Genomic DNA, 20,292 nt, shown 5'->3' with positions numbered 1-20,292 from the left:
GCTAAAAACAAAGCCCGGTCGCCCGGGCTTTGCAGACTCAAAAGGACTCAATAGTAGGCTTTCAGCGCGCGCTGGCAAAGCGTTGAGCGCACGCAATCATCGGTCGTAAAGCGCACAATACCGACCATCTCATCCTCCTCAAAACGCGCCAGCGCATCGCTCAGGCCCGAGCGGACTCCAGAAGGCAGGTCGCACTGGGTAATGTCGCCGTTGACGATAACCGTCACGTTCTCCCCGAGGCGGGTCAAAAACATCTTCATTTGCGCAGCGGTCACGTTCTGGGCCTCGTCCAGAATCACCACCGCATTTTCAAATGTACGTCCGCGCATATAGGCGAACGGCGCGATTTCCACCTTGCCGATTTCCGGACGCAGGCAGTACTGCATAAAGGAAGCCCCTAGCCTTCTCACCAGCACGTCATAGACCGGTCGGAAATAGGGAGCAAACTTCTCGGCGATATCTCCCGGTAAGAAGCCGAGATCTTCGTCGGCCTGCAGAACGGGACGGGTAACAATAATTCTGTCCACATCCTTATGGATCAGGGCTTCAGCTGCTTTTGCCGCGCTAATCCAGGTCTTACCGCACCCGGCCTCGCCCGTGGCGAAGATCAGCTGTTTATTGTCGATGGCATTCAAATAATGCGCCTGAGCGTCATTGCGCGCTTCGATTGGCGATGCATCGCGGCTATCCCGCGCCATGCCAATGGCTTCTACGCCACTCATTTGCACAAGCGATGTGACCGATTCTTCTTCGCGCTGCTTATGGCTTCGCGAATCCTGTCTCAGCACACGTTTGGCCTCACGACGAGCTCTGGTCACTGCTTTTTGTCTTCCCATGGATAGCACCTTGCGTTGTTGGTTTACATCACACGCGCCACGATCGACGCGATTATGCGCACTAACGATTGAGGTTTGGCTTCCTTGTAAGCCATTGCTTGCCTGACGAATTGGCAGAGGGTCACGGCTACGCGCACCGGTAACCTTGCCTGGGTTCTGGTTTTCTTTGATAGAGGAGGAGGAGGATTTTGCGGTGTGAAAATCGCGGCCGGAAGTTGGGCTCCCGTGCTGATGAGTACGGTCTGGGGTTTGACATTTTCCGTTACAGCAATCGGGCATTCGCGATCTCCATAATGAAACGAGACTACTGCCGAGAACTACCGCGCTTGTAATAAGTACATCAGAAATAATTCTAAGCGCAACTTATTTTTCACATACAGACAACAAATAATTCTCATCGCAGCTGAGGAGAGTTTCCGACTATAAGATTACAGAAAAATGAAACAAGGCAGGAAATACAAAAAATGAATGGAAAAACAGCAGAAAACGCCCTGCCCTTGCGGGCAGGTACGTCAGGCTTCGAGCAGCGATTGCCCGAGATAATGCCGATCGTCGATAACCCCCGGCAGAACAAAGAAATAGCCGCCGCCAATGGGCTTCACGTACTCCTCCAGCGCTTCGCCATTCAGGCGCTTTTGCACCGTCAGGAAGCCTTTTTCCAGATCGTGCTGGTAGCAAACAAACAGCAGCCCCATGTCCAGCTGACCGGAATTGGTCACCCCCAGCGAATAGCTATAGCCCCGGCGCATCATCAGGCTGGATTGCGTTTCTGGGGTGCGCGGATTGGCCAGACGAATATGGCTATCGAGCGCAATGGTTTCGCCGTCAGGGTCTTTACTGTAATCCGGCACGTCGTGCTCGTGCTGCATTCCAAGCGGCGCGCCGCTCAGCTTATCGCGGCCAAAAATAGTCTGTTGCTCTTTCAGCGGCGTGCGATCCCAGAACTCAACGTGGAACTGAATAATCCTCGCCGCCTGATAGCTGCCGCCCGTCGCCCACGCGGGCTCTCCCTGGTCGGCGGTGACCCACACCACTTTATCCATTAGCGCCTTATCGGTGCTGACCGGATTCGCGGTGCCGTCTTTGAAGCCCAGCAGATTCACCGGCGTCTCTTTACCCTTGCTGCGCGCGGCGCTGTCGGAGATAAACCCTTCCCGCTTCCAGCGCACGCTGAGCAGATCCGGAGTGTGCTTAATCACGTCGCGCAGGGCGTGAATCACCGTATCCTGGGTGTTGGCGCAAATTTGCAGCAGCAGATCGCCGTGGCACAGCGCCGCATCCAGCGAATCGTTCGGAAAACGCGTCATCTTCTGCAGCGTCTTCGGCGCATGATTAGCCAGGCCGAAACGCTCGTCAAACAACGAATGCCCCACCGAGACGGTGATCGTCAGATTATCAGGGGCGATCCACGGCCCGAGAATGCCTGAGTCCATCGGCGGCAGCCGCGGGTTCGGCGTCTCCGGCGCGGGACCACCTTTGGTCAGAAAGGCAATACGCCGGGTCAGCAGGCGAAACAGCCGCTCAAGGTCCGCTTTATCGCTGGCCAGCACATCAAAGGCGACAAGCATCATCGACGCCTGCTGCGGCGTCAGCACGCCGGCCTGATGGGGACCATAAAACGGCTGCGCTTCCATACGCGCGTTTGGCGACAGCGTGCCCGGAGAGCTGTTGTCTTTTGCCGCGTGCGCCACCGGACAGCCGCCGGTTATCGCCAGCGCGCCGCCAAGCGCGCCGATCCCTTTTAACAACCGCCGCCGGGACGGTTCATTAACATCATATTTTTGCTCAGCCATCGACTTAGTCCAGACCCAGGATCCCGCGCAGCTGGGCCAAATCTTCCGCCAGCGTGGTGATCGGGCCTTTCAGCGCGTTACGATCGGCATCCGTCAGCTTGTCATAGGTCTCGAAGCCGTCTTTGGTGCGGTATTTGCTGAGAATGGTATCCACTTTTTTGAAGTTGGCGTCCACCTTCGCCAGCAGCGCGCTGTTCTCTTTCTGCAGCTGCGGACGCAGCAGGTCGACGATTTTCTGCGCGCCGTCAATGTTGGCCTGGAAATCCCACAGGTCGGTATGGCTGTAGCGATCTTCTTCGCCGCTGATTTTGCTGGCGGCCACTTCTTCAATCAGCCCGGCAGCGCCGCCGACCACTTTTGACGGCGGGAACGCCAGTTCGCTAATGCGTTTTTGCAGCTCGAGAACGTCGGCGTTCAATTGATCGGCATAGTTATCCATTCCCTTGACGCTGTTATCGCCAAACAGCGCTTTTTCCAGCCGGTGGAAACCGGTGAATTTCGGATCTTCGGCTTTTTTCTCGTAGTCATCCTCGCGGGCGTCAATGCTGCCATCGAGATCGGAGAACAGCTCGGCGATCGGTTCAATACGTTCATAGTGCTGGCGCGTCGGCGCGTACAGCGCTTTCGCCTTCTCGATATCGCCCGCTTTCACCGCATCGGTAAAGGCTTTGGTGCCGCTAACCAGCTCCGCGGTCTCGGCGGTAACCCAGGCTTTATAGGCGGTAATGGCTTCACCCAAGCTGAGCAGCGCATCGGCTTTGGCGGCATCTTTGGTCGCCTCGCCGGTCACCGTCAGTTTGCCTTTCGGGTTGGTCAGCAGACCGCAGGTCATATCATATTCGCCCGGCTGCAGGTTGGCCGTCAGCTTTTGCGTAAAGCCGGGAGCGATATTCTCCCGCTCCTCCACCACCATCACCCCTTTCAGAATTTCCCACTCCAGCGCTTTCTGGCTGTGATTCTGAATGATGAACTGGGTTTTACCCGCCTTCACGGTGACGTTCATCGGCTCGCACTGTTTGTCGGTGACGGTCACTTTGACCTGCGGAATATCGGCCGCCTGGGCGTAAAAAGCCGAGCTGAACAGCGCAGCGAGCGTAAGCTGCAGCGCATTACGACGAAAATGATTCATCATGACCATCCCTTTCGATAAGTATGTTGTCACTATTGCAATCCGCGATGCCCGACTACGCTGCCCGGGATGCGGTGGTTTTTTTACCCGGCGGCGAGACGTACAGCACCAGCGCCGGGATCAAATAGATAAAGTAGACCGCCACTTCGCTGACGGTCGGCGTTTCCTGATAGCCGAAGATCCCTTCCAGCAGCGTGCCGAATAGGGTGTGCGTCGAAATGACGTTGCTCAGGTCGAAGGCGACCGCCTGGAAATGGTTCCACAGTCCGGCCTCATGGAAGGCGCGGATAGCCCCCGCGGCGAGGCCTGCGGCCACCAGTAAAATAAACAGGCTGGTCCATTTGAAAAAGACGGCGAGATTCATACGGATGCCGCCCCAGTAGATCAGGAACCCTAAAACGATGGCCGTCGCCAGGCCGAGCATCGCGCCGATGGGCGGCCAGATTCCGACATCCTGCTGGAAAGCGGCGAGCAGGAAAAAGACCGATTCCAGGCCTTCACGCGCAACGGCGAAAAAGACCATCATCACCAGCGCCCAGCCGTGGTTATTTCCGCGCTGGAGGGCATTATCGACCGCCTGCTCAAGCTGCTGTTTGACGTTGCGCGACACTTTACGCATCCAGAACACCATCCAGGTCAGAATGCACACCGCCACCACCGCCACGATGCCTTCGAACAGCTCCTGCTCGCGCTGCGGAAACTCGCCGGTGGTTTCGTTGATAAAAATTCCGAGGCCCAGGCACAGCGCCGCCGCAAGCAGCACCCCAATCCACATGACGCCAATCCAGCTACCGCGCTGGGTGCGTTTCAGATAGCTGGCAATCAGGCTGACAATCAGCGCAGCTTCCAGGCCTTCACGTAACATGATGAGAAATGGGACAAACATGCCAACACCCTTAAATGTGAACCGCAGTCAACTGATGCAAAGATAGGTAAATATTTATGATAGTGATTATCATTACAATAATCAGAAACACAAGTGAAATGTGGAGTGAATGATGACGATTTGTAAATCAGTCGCGAACAAATAATGACTTGCGCGATTATCTCGCAGCCCAGGCTCCACTGGGCAGGAGGACAGGATTTTTTGCGCCAGATATTTACCCGGCTGCCCGGCTGTGGCTAAATGGCGGCCTTATTGACCTGCGAAATAAACGACATGACTCAATTCTTGCACTTCCTGCTGGCGCTGGTGGTTATACTCGCCCTTGCCTGGCTTGCCAGCTACGACCGTAAAAAAATCCGCATTCGCTATATTATCCAGTTAATTATTATTGAAGTTGCCCTGGCTTTCTTTTTTCTCCACGCCGAAAGCGGCCTGTGGCTAGTGAAAAATATCGCATCCTTTTTTGAATCACTGCTCGGCTTTGCCGCCGAAGGCACCAACTTTGTATTTGGCGGTATGAGTGAAAAAGGGCTGGCGTTTATTTTCCTTGGCGTGCTGTGCCCCATTGTTTTTATCTCCGCGCTCATCGGTATTCTTCAGCACTGGCGTATTCTGCCCATTTTCATTCGTCTGATTGGCACCCTGCTGTCAAAGGTCAACGGTATGGGTAAGCTGGAGTCCTTCAACGCGGTCAGTTCGCTGATCCTCGGTCAATCAGAGAACTTTATTGCCTATAAAGGCGTGCTCGGCGACCTCTCTTCACGCCGCCTGTTCACCATGTCGGCCACCGCGATGTCGACGGTGTCGCTCTCCATCGTCGGCGCTTATATGAGTATGCTCGACGCGAAATACGTCGTCGCCGCGCTGATCCTGAATATGTTCAGCACCTTTATTGTGCTGTCGATCATTAACCCGACGCGTCCGGGCAGCGAGGAGGAGATCAAGCTTGAAAAACTGCATGAGTCGCAGAGCTTCTTTGAAATGCTCGGTGAATATATTCTGGCCGGTTTTAAAGTCGCGATGATTATTCTGGCGATGCTGATTGGTTTTATCGCCTTAATTAGCGCCATAAATGCCCTGTTCGCCACGATATTTGGCCTGAGCTTCCAGCAGATCCTCGGCTACGTCTTTTATCCGCTGGCGTGGCTGATTGGCATTCCGCTTAGCGATGCGTTGAACGCCGGGAGTATTATGGCGACGAAACTGGTGGCCAATGAATTTGTCGCCATGATTGAGCTGCAAAAAATAGCCGCCAGCATGACGCCGCGCGGGCTGGGAATTTTATCCGTGTTCCTGGTTTCCTTCGCCAACTTTGCCTCTATCGGCATTATCGCCGGGGCGATTAAAGGCCTGAACGAGCAGCAGGGAAATATCGTTTCCCGCTTCGGCCTGCGCCTGGTGTATGGCGCAACGCTGGTCAGCCTGCTCTCCGCCAGCTTTGCGGGGCTGGTGCTGTAACCGAAGCGCGTTTGGCCTGTTATCCCGGGGTAACAGGCCCGCGTAGCTAAGTAGCCCGGGTAAGGCGTTAGCCGCAACCCGGGAATTTCACCTGATGCAAATTAAAAGTGCACGCAGACCGGCTGGTCAACGCGCATCACCGACTCCTGCGCAAAGCGTGATTTATAGGTCGTGCGCAGCGCCTCAATCCCCTCTTCGCTCTTCGCATCTTTGCCGTGAATCAGCATCAGCGCCTTGCTCTGCTCTCGCGCCACGGTACCGTCATTGCCAAGCCACTGCCCGCGCGCGTCAAAGACCGTCAGGCCATCGCGAAAGCGCGGCGTCACGTCGCGGTCAACGAACTGCTGCCACTCCTGCGCGGTAATATCCTTCCCGGCCGGACGGCTTAAGCCAAAATAAAGCGTGGTTTGCACCATGGCATTATCCGCCGGGCAGGCGTTAGCGTCCGCCGCCGGAGCCCTCTTCGCGGCGGGCGCTACGCAGCCGCTTAATATCCCTGCCAGTACCAGCGCCATTGCACCCTGTCTGAAACTCATTTCGCTACCCTCATTGTTATTTGTGCTGAGATATCAGCGTATTTTCAAACGATTAGCAAGAGGCATAAATAACAAAGCCCGCAGAGCGCGGGCTTGATGGGGTTGCAGAGGCTTACTCGGCGGTCGCGCGCACCGGCGGCGCGGAGTGATAATGGGCGTCCGCTTCGGCGAAGCGTCGCTGCATCTCGGCGGAAGGCGCTTTACCCAGCAGGCTGAAGACCACAATCCCCAGGCTACCAAAGATAAAGCCAGGGATGATTTCATACAGGCCCAGCCAGCCGAACTGCTTCCAGACGATGACCGTGACCGCGCCGATGACCATCCCGGCCAGCGCGCCGTTACGGGTCATTCGCGACCACATCACCGAGAACAGCACTACCGGGCCAAACGCCGCGCCAAAGCCTGCCCATGCGTAGCTTACCAGGCCCAGTACGCGGTTCTCCGGGTTGGCCGCCAGGGCGATCGCAATTAACGCGACGAGCAGCACCATAAAGCGTCCTACCCATACCAGCTCTTTCTGCCCGGCATTTTTACGCAAAAACGCTTTATACAGATCTTCAGTAATGGCGCTTGAGCACACCAGCAGCTGGCAGCTCAGGGTCGACATCACCGCCGCCAGAATCGCCGACAGCAGGATCCCGGCAATCCACGGGTTGAACAGAATCTGCGCCAGTTCGATAAAGACGCGTTCGGCGTTCTGATTAACCGCACCGGCAAGGGCCGGGTTGTTATTGAAGTACGCAATACCAAAAAAGCCGACGGAACAGGCACCCGCCAGGCAGAGGATCATCCAGGTCATGCTGATGCGACGGGCGTGAACGATGCTGTGGTGCGAATCCGCCGCCATAAAGCGCGCCAGAATATGCGGCTGACCAAAATAGCCCAGGCCCCAGCCCATCAGCGAAATAATCGCCACGAAGTTCAGGCCCTTGAGCATATCAACGTTCTCAATGCTCTTTTGCTTAATCACTTCCAGGGAATCGCCAAAACCGCCGACGGAAATCACCACCATCACCGGCGTCAGGATCAGGGCGAATATCATCAGGCTGGCCTGGACGGTATCGGTCCAGCTTACCGCGAGGAAGCCGCCGACAAAGGTATAAATAATGGTTGCCGCCGCCCCGGCCCACAGCGCGGTTTCGTAGCTCATGCCAAAGGTGCTTTCAAACAGACGCGCGCCGGCCACAATACCGGAAGCGCAATAGATGGTGAAAAATAACAAAATGACCAGCGCCGAGATAATTCGCAGCACGCGGCTTTTATCTTCAAAACGGCCGGTGAAATAATCCGGCAGCGTCAGGGCGTTATTATTCGCCTCGGTATGCACCCGCAAACGCCCCGCCACCAGCTTCCAGTTAATCCATGCGCCCAACGTCAGGCCAATGGCAATCCAGCTTTCGGAAATACCGGAAATAAATATCGCCCCCGGCAGCCCCATCAGCAACCAGCCGCTCATATCGGAGGCTCCGGCGGAGAGCGCGGTGACGAATGGGCCCAGGCTGCGGCCGCCGAGAATATAATCATCAAAGTTCTTTGTCGAGCGCCAGGCAATAAAGCCGATGAGTACCATGCCAAAAATATAAACAATAAAAGTCACCAACATGGGTGTGCTAATAGCCATGTAAAAATCTCCAGAATTTTGTCGACAGCGTCCAAATTTGTCGTTTTATCCACTACCGGAACGGGGCAATGGCCTATTGGTTGTATTGGGCGACCGTATCCTGACGGAAGCTTTGTTTTTTCACAAACGATTTAACACAGCATTTACACGAAATGCTTCCGGGACCAAACTTCATTTTGTTATAGGTTGCACTCTCTCACGTTTTTAGCGGTTGCACCACGCAAAAGTGTTAAGTGACGCATAGAAATACCTTATTAGACAGGGGATAAATACCTGCTATTTTCATCATCATTTTTAACATTCCCGGCGTTTTTCTACCTGCCACACAATTCTCAATTAACAAGGTTGCACAAAGTTGCAACATGGTAGATATTTCTACGCAACCTCATCTTGGCACGAAGACGTTCTATTACAGGAGTTCCTGACATGGGCACCACCACCATGGGTGTAAAACTTGACGACGCGACGCGTGAACGCATTAAATCCGCGGCGAGCCGTATTGACCGCACGCCGCACTGGCTGATTAAACAGGCCATTTTCAACTATCTGGAAAAGCTGGAAAACGACGAGACGCTGCCGGAGCTGCCGGCGCTGCTGTCCGGCGCGGCGAACGAAAGCGATGAGGCCGGTCATCCGGCTGACGAACCTTATCAGCCCTTCCTCGATTTCGCCGAGCAGATCCTGCCGCAGTCCGTTTCCCGCGCGTCGATCACCGCCGCCTGGCGCTGGGCCGAAACCGACGCCGTGCCGATGCTGCTGGAGCAGGCTCGCCTGCCGCAGACTCTCGGCGAACAGGCGCACAAGCTCGCCTATCAGCTGGCGGAGAAGCTGCGCAATCAGAAAACCGCCAGCGGCCGCGCCGGAATGGTGCAGAGCCTGCTGCAGGAGTTCTCGCTCTCCTCGCAGGAAGGCGTGGCCCTGATGTGCCTGGCAGAAGCGCTGCTGCGCATTCCCGACAAAGCCACCCGCGATGCCCTGATCCGCGACAAAATCAGCAACGGCAACTGGCAGTCGCATATCGGCCGCAGCCCGTCGCTGTTCGTCAACGCCGCCACCTGGGGGCTGCTGTTTACCGGCAAGCTGGTCTCGACCCACAACGAAACCAGCCTGTCGCGCTCGCTGAACCGTATTATCGGCAAAAGCGGCGAACCGCTGATTCGTAAAGGCGTCGATATGGCGATGCGCCTGATGGGCGAGCAGTTCGTCACCGGCGAAACCATCGCCGAAGCGCTGGCCAACGCCCGCAAGCTGGAAGACAAAGGCTTCCGCTACTCCTACGATATGCTGGGCGAAGCGGCGCTGACCGCCGACGATGCCCAGGCCTATATGGTCTCCTACCAGCAGGCGATCCACGCCATCGGCAAAGCCTCCAACGGACGGGGCATTTATGAAGGACCGGGCATTTCGATTAAGCTCTCCGCGCTGCACCCGCGCTACAGCCGCGCCCAGTACGACCGCGCGATGGAAGAGCTTTACCCGCGCCTGAAATCGCTGACCCTGCTGGCGCGCCAGTACGATATCGGTATCAACATTGACGCCGAAGAGGCCGATCGCCTGGAGATCTCTCTCGATCTGCTGGAAAAACTCTGCTTTGAACCGGAGCTGGCGGGCTGGAACGGGATTGGCTTTGTGATCCAGGCCTATCAAAAACGCTGCCCGTTCGTGATTGACTACCTGATCGACCTCGCGACCCGCAGCCGTCGTCGCCTGATGATTCGTCTGGTCAAAGGCGCCTACTGGGACAGCGAAATCAAACGCGCGCAGATGGACGGTCTCGAAGGCTATCCGGTCTATACCCGCAAGGTCTACACCGACGTCTCCTATCTGGCCTGTGCGAAAAAGCTGCTGGCGGTGCCGAGCCTGATCTATCCGCAGTTCGCGACCCATAACGCCCACACCCTGGCGGCAATTTATCAGCTGGCCGGGCAGAACTACTACCCGGGACAGTACGAATTCCAGTGCCTGCACGGTATGGGCGAGCCGCTGTACGAGCAGGTGACCGGTAAAGTCGCCGATGGCAAACTCAACCGCCCGTGCCGTATCTACGCGCCGGTCGGCACCCACGAAACGCTGCTGGCGTATCTTGTGCGTCGTCTGCTGGAAAACGGCGCCAACACCTCGTTTGTTAACCGGATCGCCGACAGCACCCTGCCGCTGGATGAGCTGGTTGCCGACCCGGTCGCCGCGGTGGAAAAACTGGCCCAGCAGGAGGGCCAGGTGGGTCTTCCGCACCCGAAAATCCCGCTGCCGCGCGACCTTTACGGCAAAGACCGCAGCAATTCAGCCGGTCTGGATCTCGCCAACGAGCATCGTCTGGCCTCCCTCTCCTCCTCGTTATTAAACAGCGCGCTGCATAAATGGCAGGCGCTGCCGATGCTGGAGCACCCGGTGGCCGAAGGCGAAATGCAGCCGGTCGTGAACCCGGCAGAGCCAAAAGATATCGTAGGCTACGTGCGCGAAGCCAGCGAGGACGAAGTTCAGCAGGCGCTGACCAGTGCGGTTAACAACGCGCCAATCTGGTTCGCCACCCCGCCGCAGGAGCGCGCGGCGATCCTCGAACGCGCCGCGGTGCTGATGGAAGGCCAGATGCCGACCCTGATAGGCATCCTGGTGCGCGAAGCGGGGAAAACCTTCAGCAACGCGATTGCCGAAGTGCGCGAAGCGGTGGACTTCCTCCACTACTACGCCGGTCAGGTGCGTAACGATTTTGACAACGAAACCCATCGCCCGCTGGGCCCGGTCGTCTGTATCAGCCCGTGGAACTTCCCGCTGGCAATCTTTAGCGGACAAATTGCCGCCGCGCTGGCGGCAGGCAATACCGTGCTGGCAAAACCGGCCGAGCAGACGCCGCTCATCGCCGCTCAGGGCGTGGCGATCCTGCTGGAAGCGGGCGTACCGCCGGGGGTTATTCAGCTGCTGCCGGGCCGCGGGGAAACCGTCGGCGCCGCGCTGACTTCCGACGAGCGCGTACGCGGCGTGATGTTTACCGGCTCAACCGAAGTCGCCACCCTGTTGCAGCGCAATATCGCCAGCCGGCTGGATGCTCAGGGTCGTCCGACGCCGCTGATCGCCGAAACCGGCGGCATGAACGCGATGATCGTCGACTCTTCAGCATTAACCGAGCAGGTGGTGATCGACGTGCTCGCCTCGGCGTTCGACAGCGCGGGGCAGCGCTGCTCCGCCCTGCGCGTACTCTGCCTGCAGGATGATATCGCCGATCATACGCTGACCATGCTGCGCGGCGCGATGGCCGAGTGCCGGATGGGCAATCCGGGCCGTCTGACCACCGATATCGGGCCGGTGATTGACGCCGAAGCCAAAGAGAATATCGAGCGCCACATCCAGACGCTGCGCGCTAAAGGGCGCAAAGTCTTCCAGGCGGTGCGCGAAACCGGCGAAGATTCCCGCGAGTGGACCAGCGGTACTTTCGTTCCGCCGACGCTGATTGAGCTCGACAGCTTCGATGAGCTGAAAAAAGAGGTCTTCGGCCCGGTGCTGCACGTAGTGCGCTATAACCGCAACGAGCTGGACGGGCTGGTCAAACAGATTAACGCCTCCGGCTACGGTCTGACCCTCGGCGTACATACCCGTATTGACGAAACCATCGCTCAGGTCACCGGCAGCGCCAACGTCGGCAACCTGTACGTCAACCGTAACATGGTCGGCGCCGTGGTCGGCGTGCAGCCGTTCGGCGGCGAGGGCCTGTCGGGTACGGGTCCAAAAGCCGGCGGCCCGCTGTATCTGTATCGACTGCTCTCCAGCCGCCCGCAGAACGCCGTCGGGATTACCCTCGCCCGCCAGGATGCGGAGTATCCGCTGGACGCGCAGCTGAAGACGCTGCTGGAAAAACCGCTGGTCGCTTTACAGCAGTGGGCGGCGGATCGCCCGGAGCTGCAGGCTTTGTGCCAGCAGTTCAGCGAACAGGCGCAGGCCGGAACCCAGCGTCTGCTGCCGGGGCCAACCGGCGAGCGCAACACCCTGACCTTTATGCCGCGCGACCGCGTGCTGTGCGTAGCCGATAATGAGCAGGACGCGCTCACCCAGCTGGCGGGCGTGACCGCCGTTGGCTGCGAAGTGCTGTGGCCGGACGCCCCTCTGCAGCGCGAGCTGGCGAAAAAGCTGCCGCGTGAGGTCAGCTCGCGGATCCACTTCGCCAAAGCGGAAACCCTGACGACCGAGCCTTTCGATGCGGTTATCTACCACGGCGATTCCGATCAGCTGCGGGAGCTGTGCGAACAGGTGGCGGCGCGCGATGGCGCGATCGTGTCGGTGCAGGGATTCGCCCGCGGCGAGAGCAATCTGCTGCTGGAGCGCCTCTATATTGAACGTTCGCTCAGCGTCAATACCGCCGCGGCCGGCGGCAACGCCAGCCTGATGACGATTGGCTAAGCCCGCTTCCCGGGTTGCGGCTGATGCCTTACCCGGGCTACCCAAATGCAGGTGCGCGTACCTGTAGCCCGGGCAAGGCGCTTTGCGCCGCCCCCGGGAAAGCAGACGGCACAACGTCAGCTAATGACACCAGACGCAGGCTGTGGTTAATTAAGGCTCCCGGACGGGAGCTTTTTTTATGGGAGTTGACCAATGAAACGCACTTTACTCGCTTTTGCCGCGCTGCTGGCAAGCACCCATGCGCTGGCGGACGAATGCAGCAACGCCAGCAATCAAACGGAAATGAACCAGTGCACCGCCGAGCAGTACCAGGCTGACGACAAAAAACTAAATGAAACGTATCAGGAAGCGCTGAAGCGCGCCTCCGGCAAGCAGCAGGAGTTGCTGAAAAAAGCGCAGCTGTCGTGGATAGCCCTGCGCGACGCCGACTGTCAATTCCTCGCCTCCGGCGCTGAAGGCGGCAGCGTACAGCCGATGCTGATCAACCAGTGCATGTCCGATAAAACCGTCGAACGCGAATCGTTCCTCGCCTCGCTGCTGCAGTGCGAGGATGGCGATCAGAGCTGCCCGCTGCCGCCCGCCAATTAACGCACACGAATCCCTTCGATAATCATCCGCTGGACGTTATCGACGGTTTGCTGAAAAAACGCCTCATCGCGCAGCGTCGCGCCGGTTACCGCCTCAACCTGAGTGGCGAAATCGGCGTAATGCTGTGTGGTCGCCCAGATCATAAAGATCAGATGCTGCGGGTCAACCGGCGCCAGCCTGCCGCTCTCGACCCAGCCGGAAATAATCGCCGACTTTTCATCCACCAGCGCTTTCAGATCGCCGGTCAGCTCGCCCATCAGCAGCGGCGCGCCCTGCAGCATCTCCAGGCAGAACAGCCTTGACGCCTGCGGGTGATCGCGGGAAACCTCCAGCTTAAGGCGGATATATTCGCCGATGGCCACCAGCGGGCTGATATCTTCGCGAAAGGCCTTTAGCGGCGCCAGCCAGATAGCCAGAATCTGCTGCAGAACGGCAATATACAGCGCCTCTTTCGACGGGTAGTAGTAGAGCAGGTTCGTTTTCGATACCCCGGCCAGTTCGGCGACCTGCTCAAGCCGGGTACCGTGGATACCAAACTGCGAGAACGCGTCCAGCGCGGCGGCCAGGATAGCCTCTTTTTTCGCGCTCACCGCCTGTGAGCGTTTGCCGATCTTTTTCACGCCGCCCTGTGCCATTCGTTATCTCCTTCTTTTCACGCCATCAGCATAGCAAAAGCCCAGCGCCGACACGACTCTCTGCACCCTGATTGCGCACGACTGCGGTTTTTTCGTGCACCGATTTTGACCATTCAGTCCACTTTTATTGCTGCTATTTTCGGCAACCATCCAGCAACACCTTAATAACATTAGCCTTTGCAAAACTGGCATCGCCTTTGCTTTATCTTTCAGGCGAGGTGATTGAGGGAGATGCAGGATGCAGCGCCGCGCCTTCTTGTTCAACGACATGCAGAGAGGTAGGTATGAAAATTGGTGTCTTCGTTCCGATTGGTAATAACGGCTGGCTGATTTCCACTCATGCTCCCCAGTACATGCCGACGTTTGAGCTCAATAAGGCCATCGTGCAAAAAGCTGAACACTACGGCTTCGATTTCGCGCTGTCGATGATTAAACTGCGCGGCTTCGGCGGCAAGACCGAATTCTGGGATCATAATCTGGAGTCCTTCACCCTGATGGCCGGACTGGCGGCCGTCACTTCGCGCATTCAGATCTACGCCACTGCCGCCACGCTGACGCTGCCCCCGGCGATCGTCGCGCGCATGGCCTCAACTATCGACTCTATATCCGGCGGCCGCTTTGGCGTCAATCTGGTGACCGGCTGGCAAAAGCCGGAATACGAGCAGATGGGCATGTGGCCGGGCGACGACTACTTCGGCAGCCGCTACGACTATCTCACCGAATATGTCCAGGTGCTGCGCGACCTGTGGGGAACCGGGCGCAGCGACTTTAAAGGCGACTACTTCACGATGAACGACTGCCGCGTCAGCCCGCAGCCGTCGCAGCCGATGAAAGTGATCTGCGCCGGGCAAAGCGACGCCGGTATGGCGTTCTCCGCCCGGCACGCTGACTACAACTTCTGCTTCGGCAAAGGGGTCAACACCCCTGCCGCCTTCGCCCCCACCGCCGCGCGGATGATGGAGGCGGCGGAAAAAACCGGCCGCGACGTCGGTTCCTACGTCCTGTTTATGGTGATTGCCGACGAAACCGACGAGGCCGCCCGCGCCAAATGGGAGCATTACAAAGCCGGCGCCGATGACGAAGCGCTGGCGTGGCTCACCGAACAGAGCCAGAAAGACACCCGCTCCGGCAGCGACACCAACGTGCGCCAGATGGCCGATCCCACCTCGGCGGTCAACATCAATATGGGCACCCTTGTCGGCTCTTACGCCAGCGTCGCCCGCATGCTCGACGAAGTGGCGGCGGTCCCCGGTACCGACGGCGTGCTGCTGACGTTTGATGATTTCCTTATCGGTATCGAAGCCTTTGGTCAGCGCATTCAGCCGCTGATGCGCTGCCGCGACCATATCGCCACCATGACTCAAGAGGTTGCCTGATGATTACCCTGCCCGCTCGCCCGGAATCCCTGACCTTTGCGCCGCAGCAGAGCGCGCTGATCGTTGTCGATATGCAGAACGCCTACGCCAGCCAGGGCGGCTATCTCGACCTCGCCGGATTTGATGTTTCCGCCACCCGCCCGGTTATCGACAATATCAACGTCGCCGTGGCCGCCGCGCGCGCCGCCGGGATGCTGATTATCTGGTTCCAGAACGGCTGGGACGACCAGTACGTGGAGGCCGGCGGCCCCGGTTCGCCGAATTTTCATAAATCCAACGCGCTGAAAACCATGCGAAAGAACCCGGAGCTGCAGGGTAAGCTGCTGGCGAAAGGCGGCTGGGACTATCAGCTGGTCGATCAGCTTAAGCCGCAGCCCGGCGATATCGTGCTGCCGAAACCGCGCTACAGCGGCTTCTTTAACACCGCGCTCGACAGCATTCTACGCAGCCGCGGCATCCGCCATCTGATCTTTACCGGTATAGCCACCAACGTCTGCGTGGAATCGACCCTGCGCGACGGCTTCTTCCTCGAGTATTTCGGTATCGTGCTGGAAGACGCCACCCATCAGGCCGGTCCGGCGTTCGCCCAGCAGGCGGCGCTGTTCAATATCGAAACCTTCTTTGGCTGGGTCAGCGATGTCGCCAGCTTCTGTACCGCCCTTGAGCCCGCCGCGCCGCGCGCCTTTTCCGAGGAGAAACGTTATGCCTAAACAGGTGATTATTCCGCCAGGCACCACCACGCCTATCGCCCCGTTTGTCCCGGGCACGCTGGCCGACGGCGTGGTTTACGTCTCCGGCACCCTGCCGTTCGATAAGCAAAACAACGTGGTTTATATCGGCGACCCAAAGGCGCAAACCCGCCACGTACTGGAAACCATCAAGAGCGTTATCGAGACGGCGGGGGGCAGTATGGCGGATGTGACCTTCAACAGCATCTTTATCACCGACTGGAAAAACTACGCCGCGATTAATGAGGTCTACGCGGAGTTCTTCCCCGGCGACAAACCGGCGCGTTTCTGCATTCAGTGCGGGCTGGTGAAGCCCGATGCGCTGGTGGAAATAGCCACCGTCGCGCATATCGGGAAGCCGGCATGATGAAGCTAAATGTCTCCCCGGCGCCTTATCCGGGCGCGCCGGTGGTGGTTCTGAGCGCCGGGCTCGGCGGCGCGGGCGGCTACTGGCTACCGCAGCGGGCGGCGCTCGAACCGCACTATCAGCTGGTGAGCTATGACCATAACGGCACCGGTGAAAACGGCGGCCCGCTGCCCGTCGGCTACAGCATGGCGGCCATGGCGCAGGAGCTTAACGCGGCGCTGCAGGCGGCGGGAATCGAACGTTTTGCGCTGGTCGGTCACGCCCTGGGCGCGCTGATTGGCCTACAGCTGGCGCTGGACCATCCCGCAGCGATAAGCGCCCTGGTGCTGGTGAACGGCTGGCTGACGCTCTCCCCGCATACCCGCCGCTGCTTTCTGGTGCGCGAACGCCTGCTGCACGCGGGCGGCGCGCAGGCGTGGGTAGAAGCGCAGCCGCTGTTCCTCTATCCGGCGGAGTGGATGGCTTCTCGCCTGCCGCGGCTGGAGGCCGAAGACGCGCTCGCCATCAGCCATTTCCAGGGCAAAGAGAATTTACTGAAAAGGCTGAACGCCCTCAAGCAGGCCGACTTTTCGCGGCGGGCGGCAGCGATAACCTGCCCGACGCTGATTATCAGCGCCGCTGACGATCTGCTGGTCCCGGCCTCCTGCTCCCGGGTGCTGCAGTCGGCAATCCCCGGCAGCCAGCTGGCGGAAATGGCCTGGGGCGGCCACGCCTGCAACGTCACCGATACCGCCACCTTTAACCCTATTTTATGCAACGGGCTGGCCGCGATGCTGCCCGCCCCCCAGGAGAATCTATGAGCGAAGCCATTAGCCCGGCCGCCTGCGCCGCGCTGTTTACCGAGGCCCGAACCCACAACGGCTGGCAGGCCAGGCCGGTCAGCGACGAGCAGCTGCGTGAAATCTACGCCTTGCTGAAAATGGGACCGACCTCCGCCAACTGCTCCCCGGCGCGCTTCGTTTTCATCCGCACACCGGAAGGCAAAGAGAAGCTGCGCCCGGCCCTGTCGAGCGGCAATGTCGAGAAAACCCTGCAGGCGCCGGTCACCGCTATCGTCGCCTGGGACCGCGCATTTTACGATCGGCTGCCGGAGCTGTTCCCCCACGGCGACGCCCGCAGCTGGTTTACCTCCAGCCCGCAGATGGCGGAGGAAACCGCCTTTCGCAATAGCTCACTGCAGGCGGCATACCTGATTTTCGCCTGCCGCGCGCTGGGCCTGGACACCGGCCCGATGTCTGGCTTTGACCGCGACAAAGTCGATGCGGCGTTTTTTGCCGACGGCGCCTGGAAAAGCAACCTGCTGATCAATATCGGCTACGGCGATCCCGGCAAGCTGTACGGCCGCCTGCCGCGTCTGTCGTTTGATGATGCCTGCCAGCTGGCATAAGGAGCCCGTATGTCTACTGCCGATAAACAAAGCTTTCGCGACGCCATGGCCCACGTCGGGGCGGCGGTCAACATTATCACCACCGATGGTCCCGCAGGCCGCGCCGGCTTTACCGCCAGCGCCGTCTGCAGCGTTACCGACGCGCCGCCCACGCTGCTGGTGTGTCTGAATCGTTCAGCCTCGGTGTGGCCGATCTTCAGCCAGCACCAGGCCCTGTGCGTCAACACCCTGGCGGCCGGCCAGGAAGAGCTCTCGAACGTTTTCGGCGGTAAAACGCCGATGGCGGAGCGCTTCGCCGCCGCCGACTGGCAAACCGGCGCGACCGGCTGTCCGCGTCTGGAAGCGGCGCTGGTCAGCTTCGACTGCCGCATCAGCCAGATCGTCAGCGTCGGAACTCACGACATCCTGTTTTGCGAAGTGGCGGCGATTGTACGCCATCCGGAACCGCGCGGACTGATGTGGTTCGACCGCGGCTACCACACGCTGATGCGTCCAGCCTGTTAACCCTAAACCCAGGATCTCATCATGGCTCTCTTCGATTTTCCTCGCTGGCAGTTAACCTCCCCCTCCGCCGCCTCCGGCGTCGTGGCCCCCGATGAACGGCTGTCGGTCGGGCAAACCGTGGTGATGGGCGTTCAGCACGCGGTGGCGATGTTTGGCGCGACCGTCCTGATGCCAATCCTGATGGGGCTGGATCCCAATCTGTCGATCCTGATGTCCGGCATCGGCACCCTGCTGTTCTTTTTGGTTACCGGCGGGCGCGTGCCGAGCTACCTTGGCTCCAGCGCCGCCTTTGTCGGCGTGGTCATTGCCGTTACCGGCTTTAACGGCCAAGGGCTTAACCCGCACCTTAGCGTCGCGCTGGGCGGCATTATCCTCTGCGGGCTGGTTTATACCCTGATTGGCCTGGTGGTGATGAAAATCGGCACCCGCTGGATTGAGCGGCTGATGCCGCCAGTGGTCACCGGCGCGGTGGTTATGGCGATCGGCCTTAACCTCGCGCCCATCGCGGTACGCAGCGTATCAGCAACGCCGTTCGACGGCTGGATGGCAGTGCTGACGGTGCTGTGCATCGGCCTGGTCGCGGTGTTTACCCGCGGGATGCTGCAGCGGCTGCTGATCCTCGTCGGGCTGATTATCGCCTGCGCGCTGTACGCGCTGCTGGCCAACGGCCTCGGGCTGGGCAAGCCGCTGGATTTTAGCCTGCTTGAGCAGGCGGCGTGGTTCGGTTTGCCGCAGATGACTGCCCCGACCTTTAACGGCCAGGCAATGATGCTGATCGCTCCCGTGGCGGTGATTCTGGTGGCGGAAAACCTCGGCCACCTGAAGGCGGTTGCCGGGATGACCGGGCGCAATATGGACCCGTATATGGGCCGCGCGTTCGTCGGCGACGGACTGGCAACGATGCTCTCCGGCTCGGTTGGCGGCAGCGGCGTGACCACCTACGCGGAGAATATCGGCGTGATGGCGGTCACCAAAGTGTACTCGACGCTGGTGTTCGTCGCGGCGGCGCTGATTGCGATGCTGCTTGGGTTTTCACCGAAATTCGGCGCGCTGATCCATACCATTCCGGGACCGGTGATCGGCGGCGCATCGATTGTGGTGTTCGGCCTGATTGCCGTCGCAGGCGCGCGAATTTGGGTGCAGAACCGCGTGGATTTGAGCCAGAACGCAAATCTGATTATGGTGGCGGTGACGCTGGTGCTGGGGGCGGGCGACTTCGCGCTTTCGCTCGGCGGCTTTACCCTCGGCGGCATCGGGACGGCCACCTTCGGCGCGATCCTGCTCCACGCTCTGCTTAACCGCCGTCCGCGTGAGGCCGGGCAAACCAACGTCACCCCGGTATAAAAGCGTGCAACGCCAGCAGACCCGTACCGGGAAATCCCCGGTCGCGCTGCGCTTACCGGGGCTACAAAACAGCGTCAACCCGTAGCCCGGTTAAGGCGTTTACGCCGTGAGCCGGGCGCTCCTCCCGCTCGGCGGAACCTGCAAAGTGGAAAAAAAACCGCCGACGTGACGTCGGCGGCGAGGGTGATGGGGTCGGGCCCGGGAGATTAACCCCCATCAGCAACAATCCGGCGCGCTAGCTTTCGCGGCTACCATGACTGTTTTTGCCCCCTTTCTTGCCCGCTTCGGAAGCGCGTTGAGGATCGTTTTTAAAGTTCCCCCCGCTATGCTGGCCACCTTTACGACCTGCTTCTGATGCTCTTTCACGGTCTTCGGCAAAGTTGCCGGCACCGCCACGATGGTTTGCCATTACTGACCTCCATTTAGGTTAGACATCATGCTGCATTAGGTGAAACACGAGGCTCTGGCCTCCGCGATACGGGTTGCGTATCACGTGCTTTTAAGGTTAGCGAAGGAAAGCCGCGCCGGGTGGATATCGTCACATTCTGAAATAGATTTTGTATAAGAACTGCCGCTATTGCGCCGGGCGCGCGCTAAGCGACTCTTATGACAGCCTAAAATGGCGCCACTGAAGATGTATCTTTTTGCAACAGCCCTGAATGTTAGCAATGTTGTTATAAATCAAATAAATGATTGTTGCATTTGCACTCTTCGC

At 59.0% G+C, this 20,292-nt stretch carries 18 protein-coding genes; 10 read left to right on the top strand and 8 right to left on the bottom strand.

Annotation, left to right across the window (positions count from 1 at the left end; translation table 11 throughout):
* Positions 1 to 47: 47 nt before the first annotated feature.
* The 4 genes from phoH to efeU all read right to left on the bottom strand — a co-directional run bounded on the left by phoH (position 48) and on the right by efeU (position 4,644).
* On the bottom strand, positions 48 to 836 hold the full coding sequence (phoH, locus tag HMPREF1144_RS16505; protein WP_004871266.1) for a phosphate starvation-inducible protein PhoH: 789 nt from the start codon (positions 834 to 836) through the stop codon (positions 48 to 50).
* Between the two features lie 512 nt (positions 837 to 1,348).
* Positions 1,349 to 2,629 carry an iron uptake transporter deferrochelatase/peroxidase subunit gene (gene efeB / locus HMPREF1144_RS16500; RefSeq protein ID WP_009653523.1) on the bottom strand — a complete coding sequence of 427 codons (1,281 nt, stop codon included), beginning with the start codon at positions 2,627 to 2,629 and terminating at the stop codon, positions 1,349 to 1,351.
* A gap of 4 nt (positions 2,630 to 2,633) precedes the next feature.
* Positions 2,634 to 3,761, bottom strand: a complete 1,128-nt coding sequence (gene efeO, locus HMPREF1144_RS16495; protein ID WP_004849821.1) for an iron uptake system protein EfeO — start codon at positions 3,759 to 3,761, stop codon at positions 2,634 to 2,636.
* Between the two features lie 52 nt (positions 3,762 to 3,813).
* Positions 3,814 to 4,644 (bottom strand): iron uptake transporter permease EfeU, encoded by an 831-nt coding sequence (gene efeU / locus HMPREF1144_RS16490; protein WP_009653546.1) that lies wholly within the window; start codon positions 4,642 to 4,644, stop codon positions 3,814 to 3,816.
* A gap of 273 nt (positions 4,645 to 4,917) precedes the next feature.
* Here efeU and HMPREF1144_RS16485 point away from each other — a divergent pair, with 273 nt between their 5' ends.
* Positions 4,918 to 6,102: a NupC/NupG family nucleoside CNT transporter gene (locus HMPREF1144_RS16485; protein ID WP_014228804.1), complete on the top strand. Its 1,185-nt coding sequence runs from the start codon at positions 4,918 to 4,920 to the stop codon at positions 6,100 to 6,102.
* 101 nt (positions 6,103 to 6,203) lie between these two features.
* Here HMPREF1144_RS16485 and HMPREF1144_RS16480 read toward each other — a convergent pair whose 3' ends face one another.
* Together HMPREF1144_RS16480 and putP are read right to left on the bottom strand one after the other, a co-directional pair.
* Entirely contained in the window at positions 6,204 to 6,638 is a 435-nt protein-coding gene (locus HMPREF1144_RS16480; RefSeq protein ID WP_042927925.1) for a DUF3574 domain-containing protein, read from the bottom strand.
* Positions 6,639 to 6,750: 112 nt separating this feature from the next.
* The gene (gene putP, locus HMPREF1144_RS16475; protein ID WP_009653486.1) at positions 6,751 to 8,259 is read right to left on the bottom strand and encodes a sodium/proline symporter PutP; all 1,509 of its coding nucleotides are present in this window, start codon (positions 8,257 to 8,259) and stop codon (positions 6,751 to 6,753) included.
* A 426-nt stretch (positions 8,260 to 8,685) separates the two neighbouring features.
* On the opposite strand from putP, the gene putA reads away from it, so the two are divergent.
* Positions 8,686 to 12,648 carry a trifunctional transcriptional regulator/proline dehydrogenase/L-glutamate gamma-semialdehyde dehydrogenase gene (gene putA / locus HMPREF1144_RS16470; RefSeq protein WP_004849816.1) on the top strand — a complete coding sequence of 1,321 codons (3,963 nt, stop codon included), beginning with the start codon at positions 8,686 to 8,688 and terminating at the stop codon, positions 12,646 to 12,648.
* Between the two features lie 192 nt (positions 12,649 to 12,840).
* Complete coding sequence (locus HMPREF1144_RS16465; protein WP_004849815.1) at positions 12,841 to 13,236, top strand: lysozyme inhibitor LprI family protein; 396 nt, start codon at positions 12,841 to 12,843, stop codon at positions 13,234 to 13,236.
* Here the strand turns inward: HMPREF1144_RS16465 and rutR are convergent.
* A complete protein-coding gene (gene rutR / locus HMPREF1144_RS16460; RefSeq protein ID WP_004849813.1) occupies positions 13,233 to 13,871 on the bottom strand; it encodes an HTH-type transcriptional regulator RutR in 639 nt (212 codons plus the stop codon). The two genes, HMPREF1144_RS16465 and rutR, sit on opposite strands and share 4 nt — an antisense overlap.
* A 284-nt stretch (positions 13,872 to 14,155) precedes the next feature.
* Here rutR and rutA point away from each other — a divergent pair, with 284 nt between their 5' ends.
* From rutA to rutG, 7 genes are read left to right on the top strand one after another with little or no spacing between them, the layout of a single operon-like run.
* Positions 14,156 to 15,247: a pyrimidine utilization protein A gene (gene rutA, locus HMPREF1144_RS16455; RefSeq protein ID WP_009653496.1), complete on the top strand. Its 1,092-nt coding sequence runs from the start codon at positions 14,156 to 14,158 to the stop codon at positions 15,245 to 15,247.
* Entirely contained in the window at positions 15,247 to 15,957 is a 711-nt protein-coding gene (rutB, locus tag HMPREF1144_RS16450; protein WP_004849808.1) for a pyrimidine utilization protein B, read from the top strand. The genes rutA and rutB overlap by 1 nt, the downstream gene beginning before the upstream one ends.
* Positions 15,950 to 16,342, top strand: a complete 393-nt coding sequence (rutC, locus tag HMPREF1144_RS16445) for a pyrimidine utilization protein C (RefSeq protein WP_004131297.1) — start codon at positions 15,950 to 15,952, stop codon at positions 16,340 to 16,342. The genes rutB and rutC overlap by 8 nt, the downstream gene beginning before the upstream one ends.
* Positions 16,339 to 17,142 carry a pyrimidine utilization protein D gene (rutD, locus tag HMPREF1144_RS16440; RefSeq protein ID WP_009653448.1) on the top strand — a complete coding sequence of 268 codons (804 nt, stop codon included), beginning with the start codon at positions 16,339 to 16,341 and terminating at the stop codon, positions 17,140 to 17,142. Before rutC ends, rutD begins: the two co-directional genes overlap by 4 nt.
* Entirely contained in the window at positions 17,139 to 17,729 is a 591-nt protein-coding gene (locus HMPREF1144_RS16435; protein ID WP_004849803.1) for a malonic semialdehyde reductase, read from the top strand. The genes rutD and HMPREF1144_RS16435 overlap by 4 nt, the downstream gene beginning before the upstream one ends.
* A gap of 9 nt (positions 17,730 to 17,738) precedes the next feature.
* Positions 17,739 to 18,233: an NADH-dependent FMN reductase RutF gene (gene rutF / locus HMPREF1144_RS16430; protein ID WP_004849801.1), complete on the top strand. Its 495-nt coding sequence runs from the start codon at positions 17,739 to 17,741 to the stop codon at positions 18,231 to 18,233.
* Positions 18,234 to 18,254: 21 nt separating this feature from the next.
* Entirely contained in the window at positions 18,255 to 19,577 is a 1,323-nt protein-coding gene (gene rutG, locus HMPREF1144_RS16425; RefSeq protein ID WP_009653397.1) for a pyrimidine utilization transport protein G, read from the top strand.
* Between the two features lie 235 nt (positions 19,578 to 19,812).
* Here the strand turns inward: rutG and HMPREF1144_RS16420 are convergent, their stop codons facing one another.
* Positions 19,813 to 19,986 (bottom strand): general stress protein, encoded by a 174-nt coding sequence (locus HMPREF1144_RS16420; protein WP_004131287.1) that lies wholly within the window; start codon positions 19,984 to 19,986, stop codon positions 19,813 to 19,815.
* Between the last annotated feature and the right edge of the window lie 306 nt (positions 19,987 to 20,292).

The sequence above is a fragment of the Klebsiella sp. OBRC7 genome (genome assembly GCF_000293135.1).
Classification (GTDB): Bacteria; Pseudomonadota; Gammaproteobacteria; order Enterobacterales; family Enterobacteriaceae; genus Klebsiella; species Klebsiella michiganensis.
The sequence above is the reverse complement of the archived record's forward strand: the minus strand, read 5'-3'. Positions and strand labels throughout refer to the sequence as shown.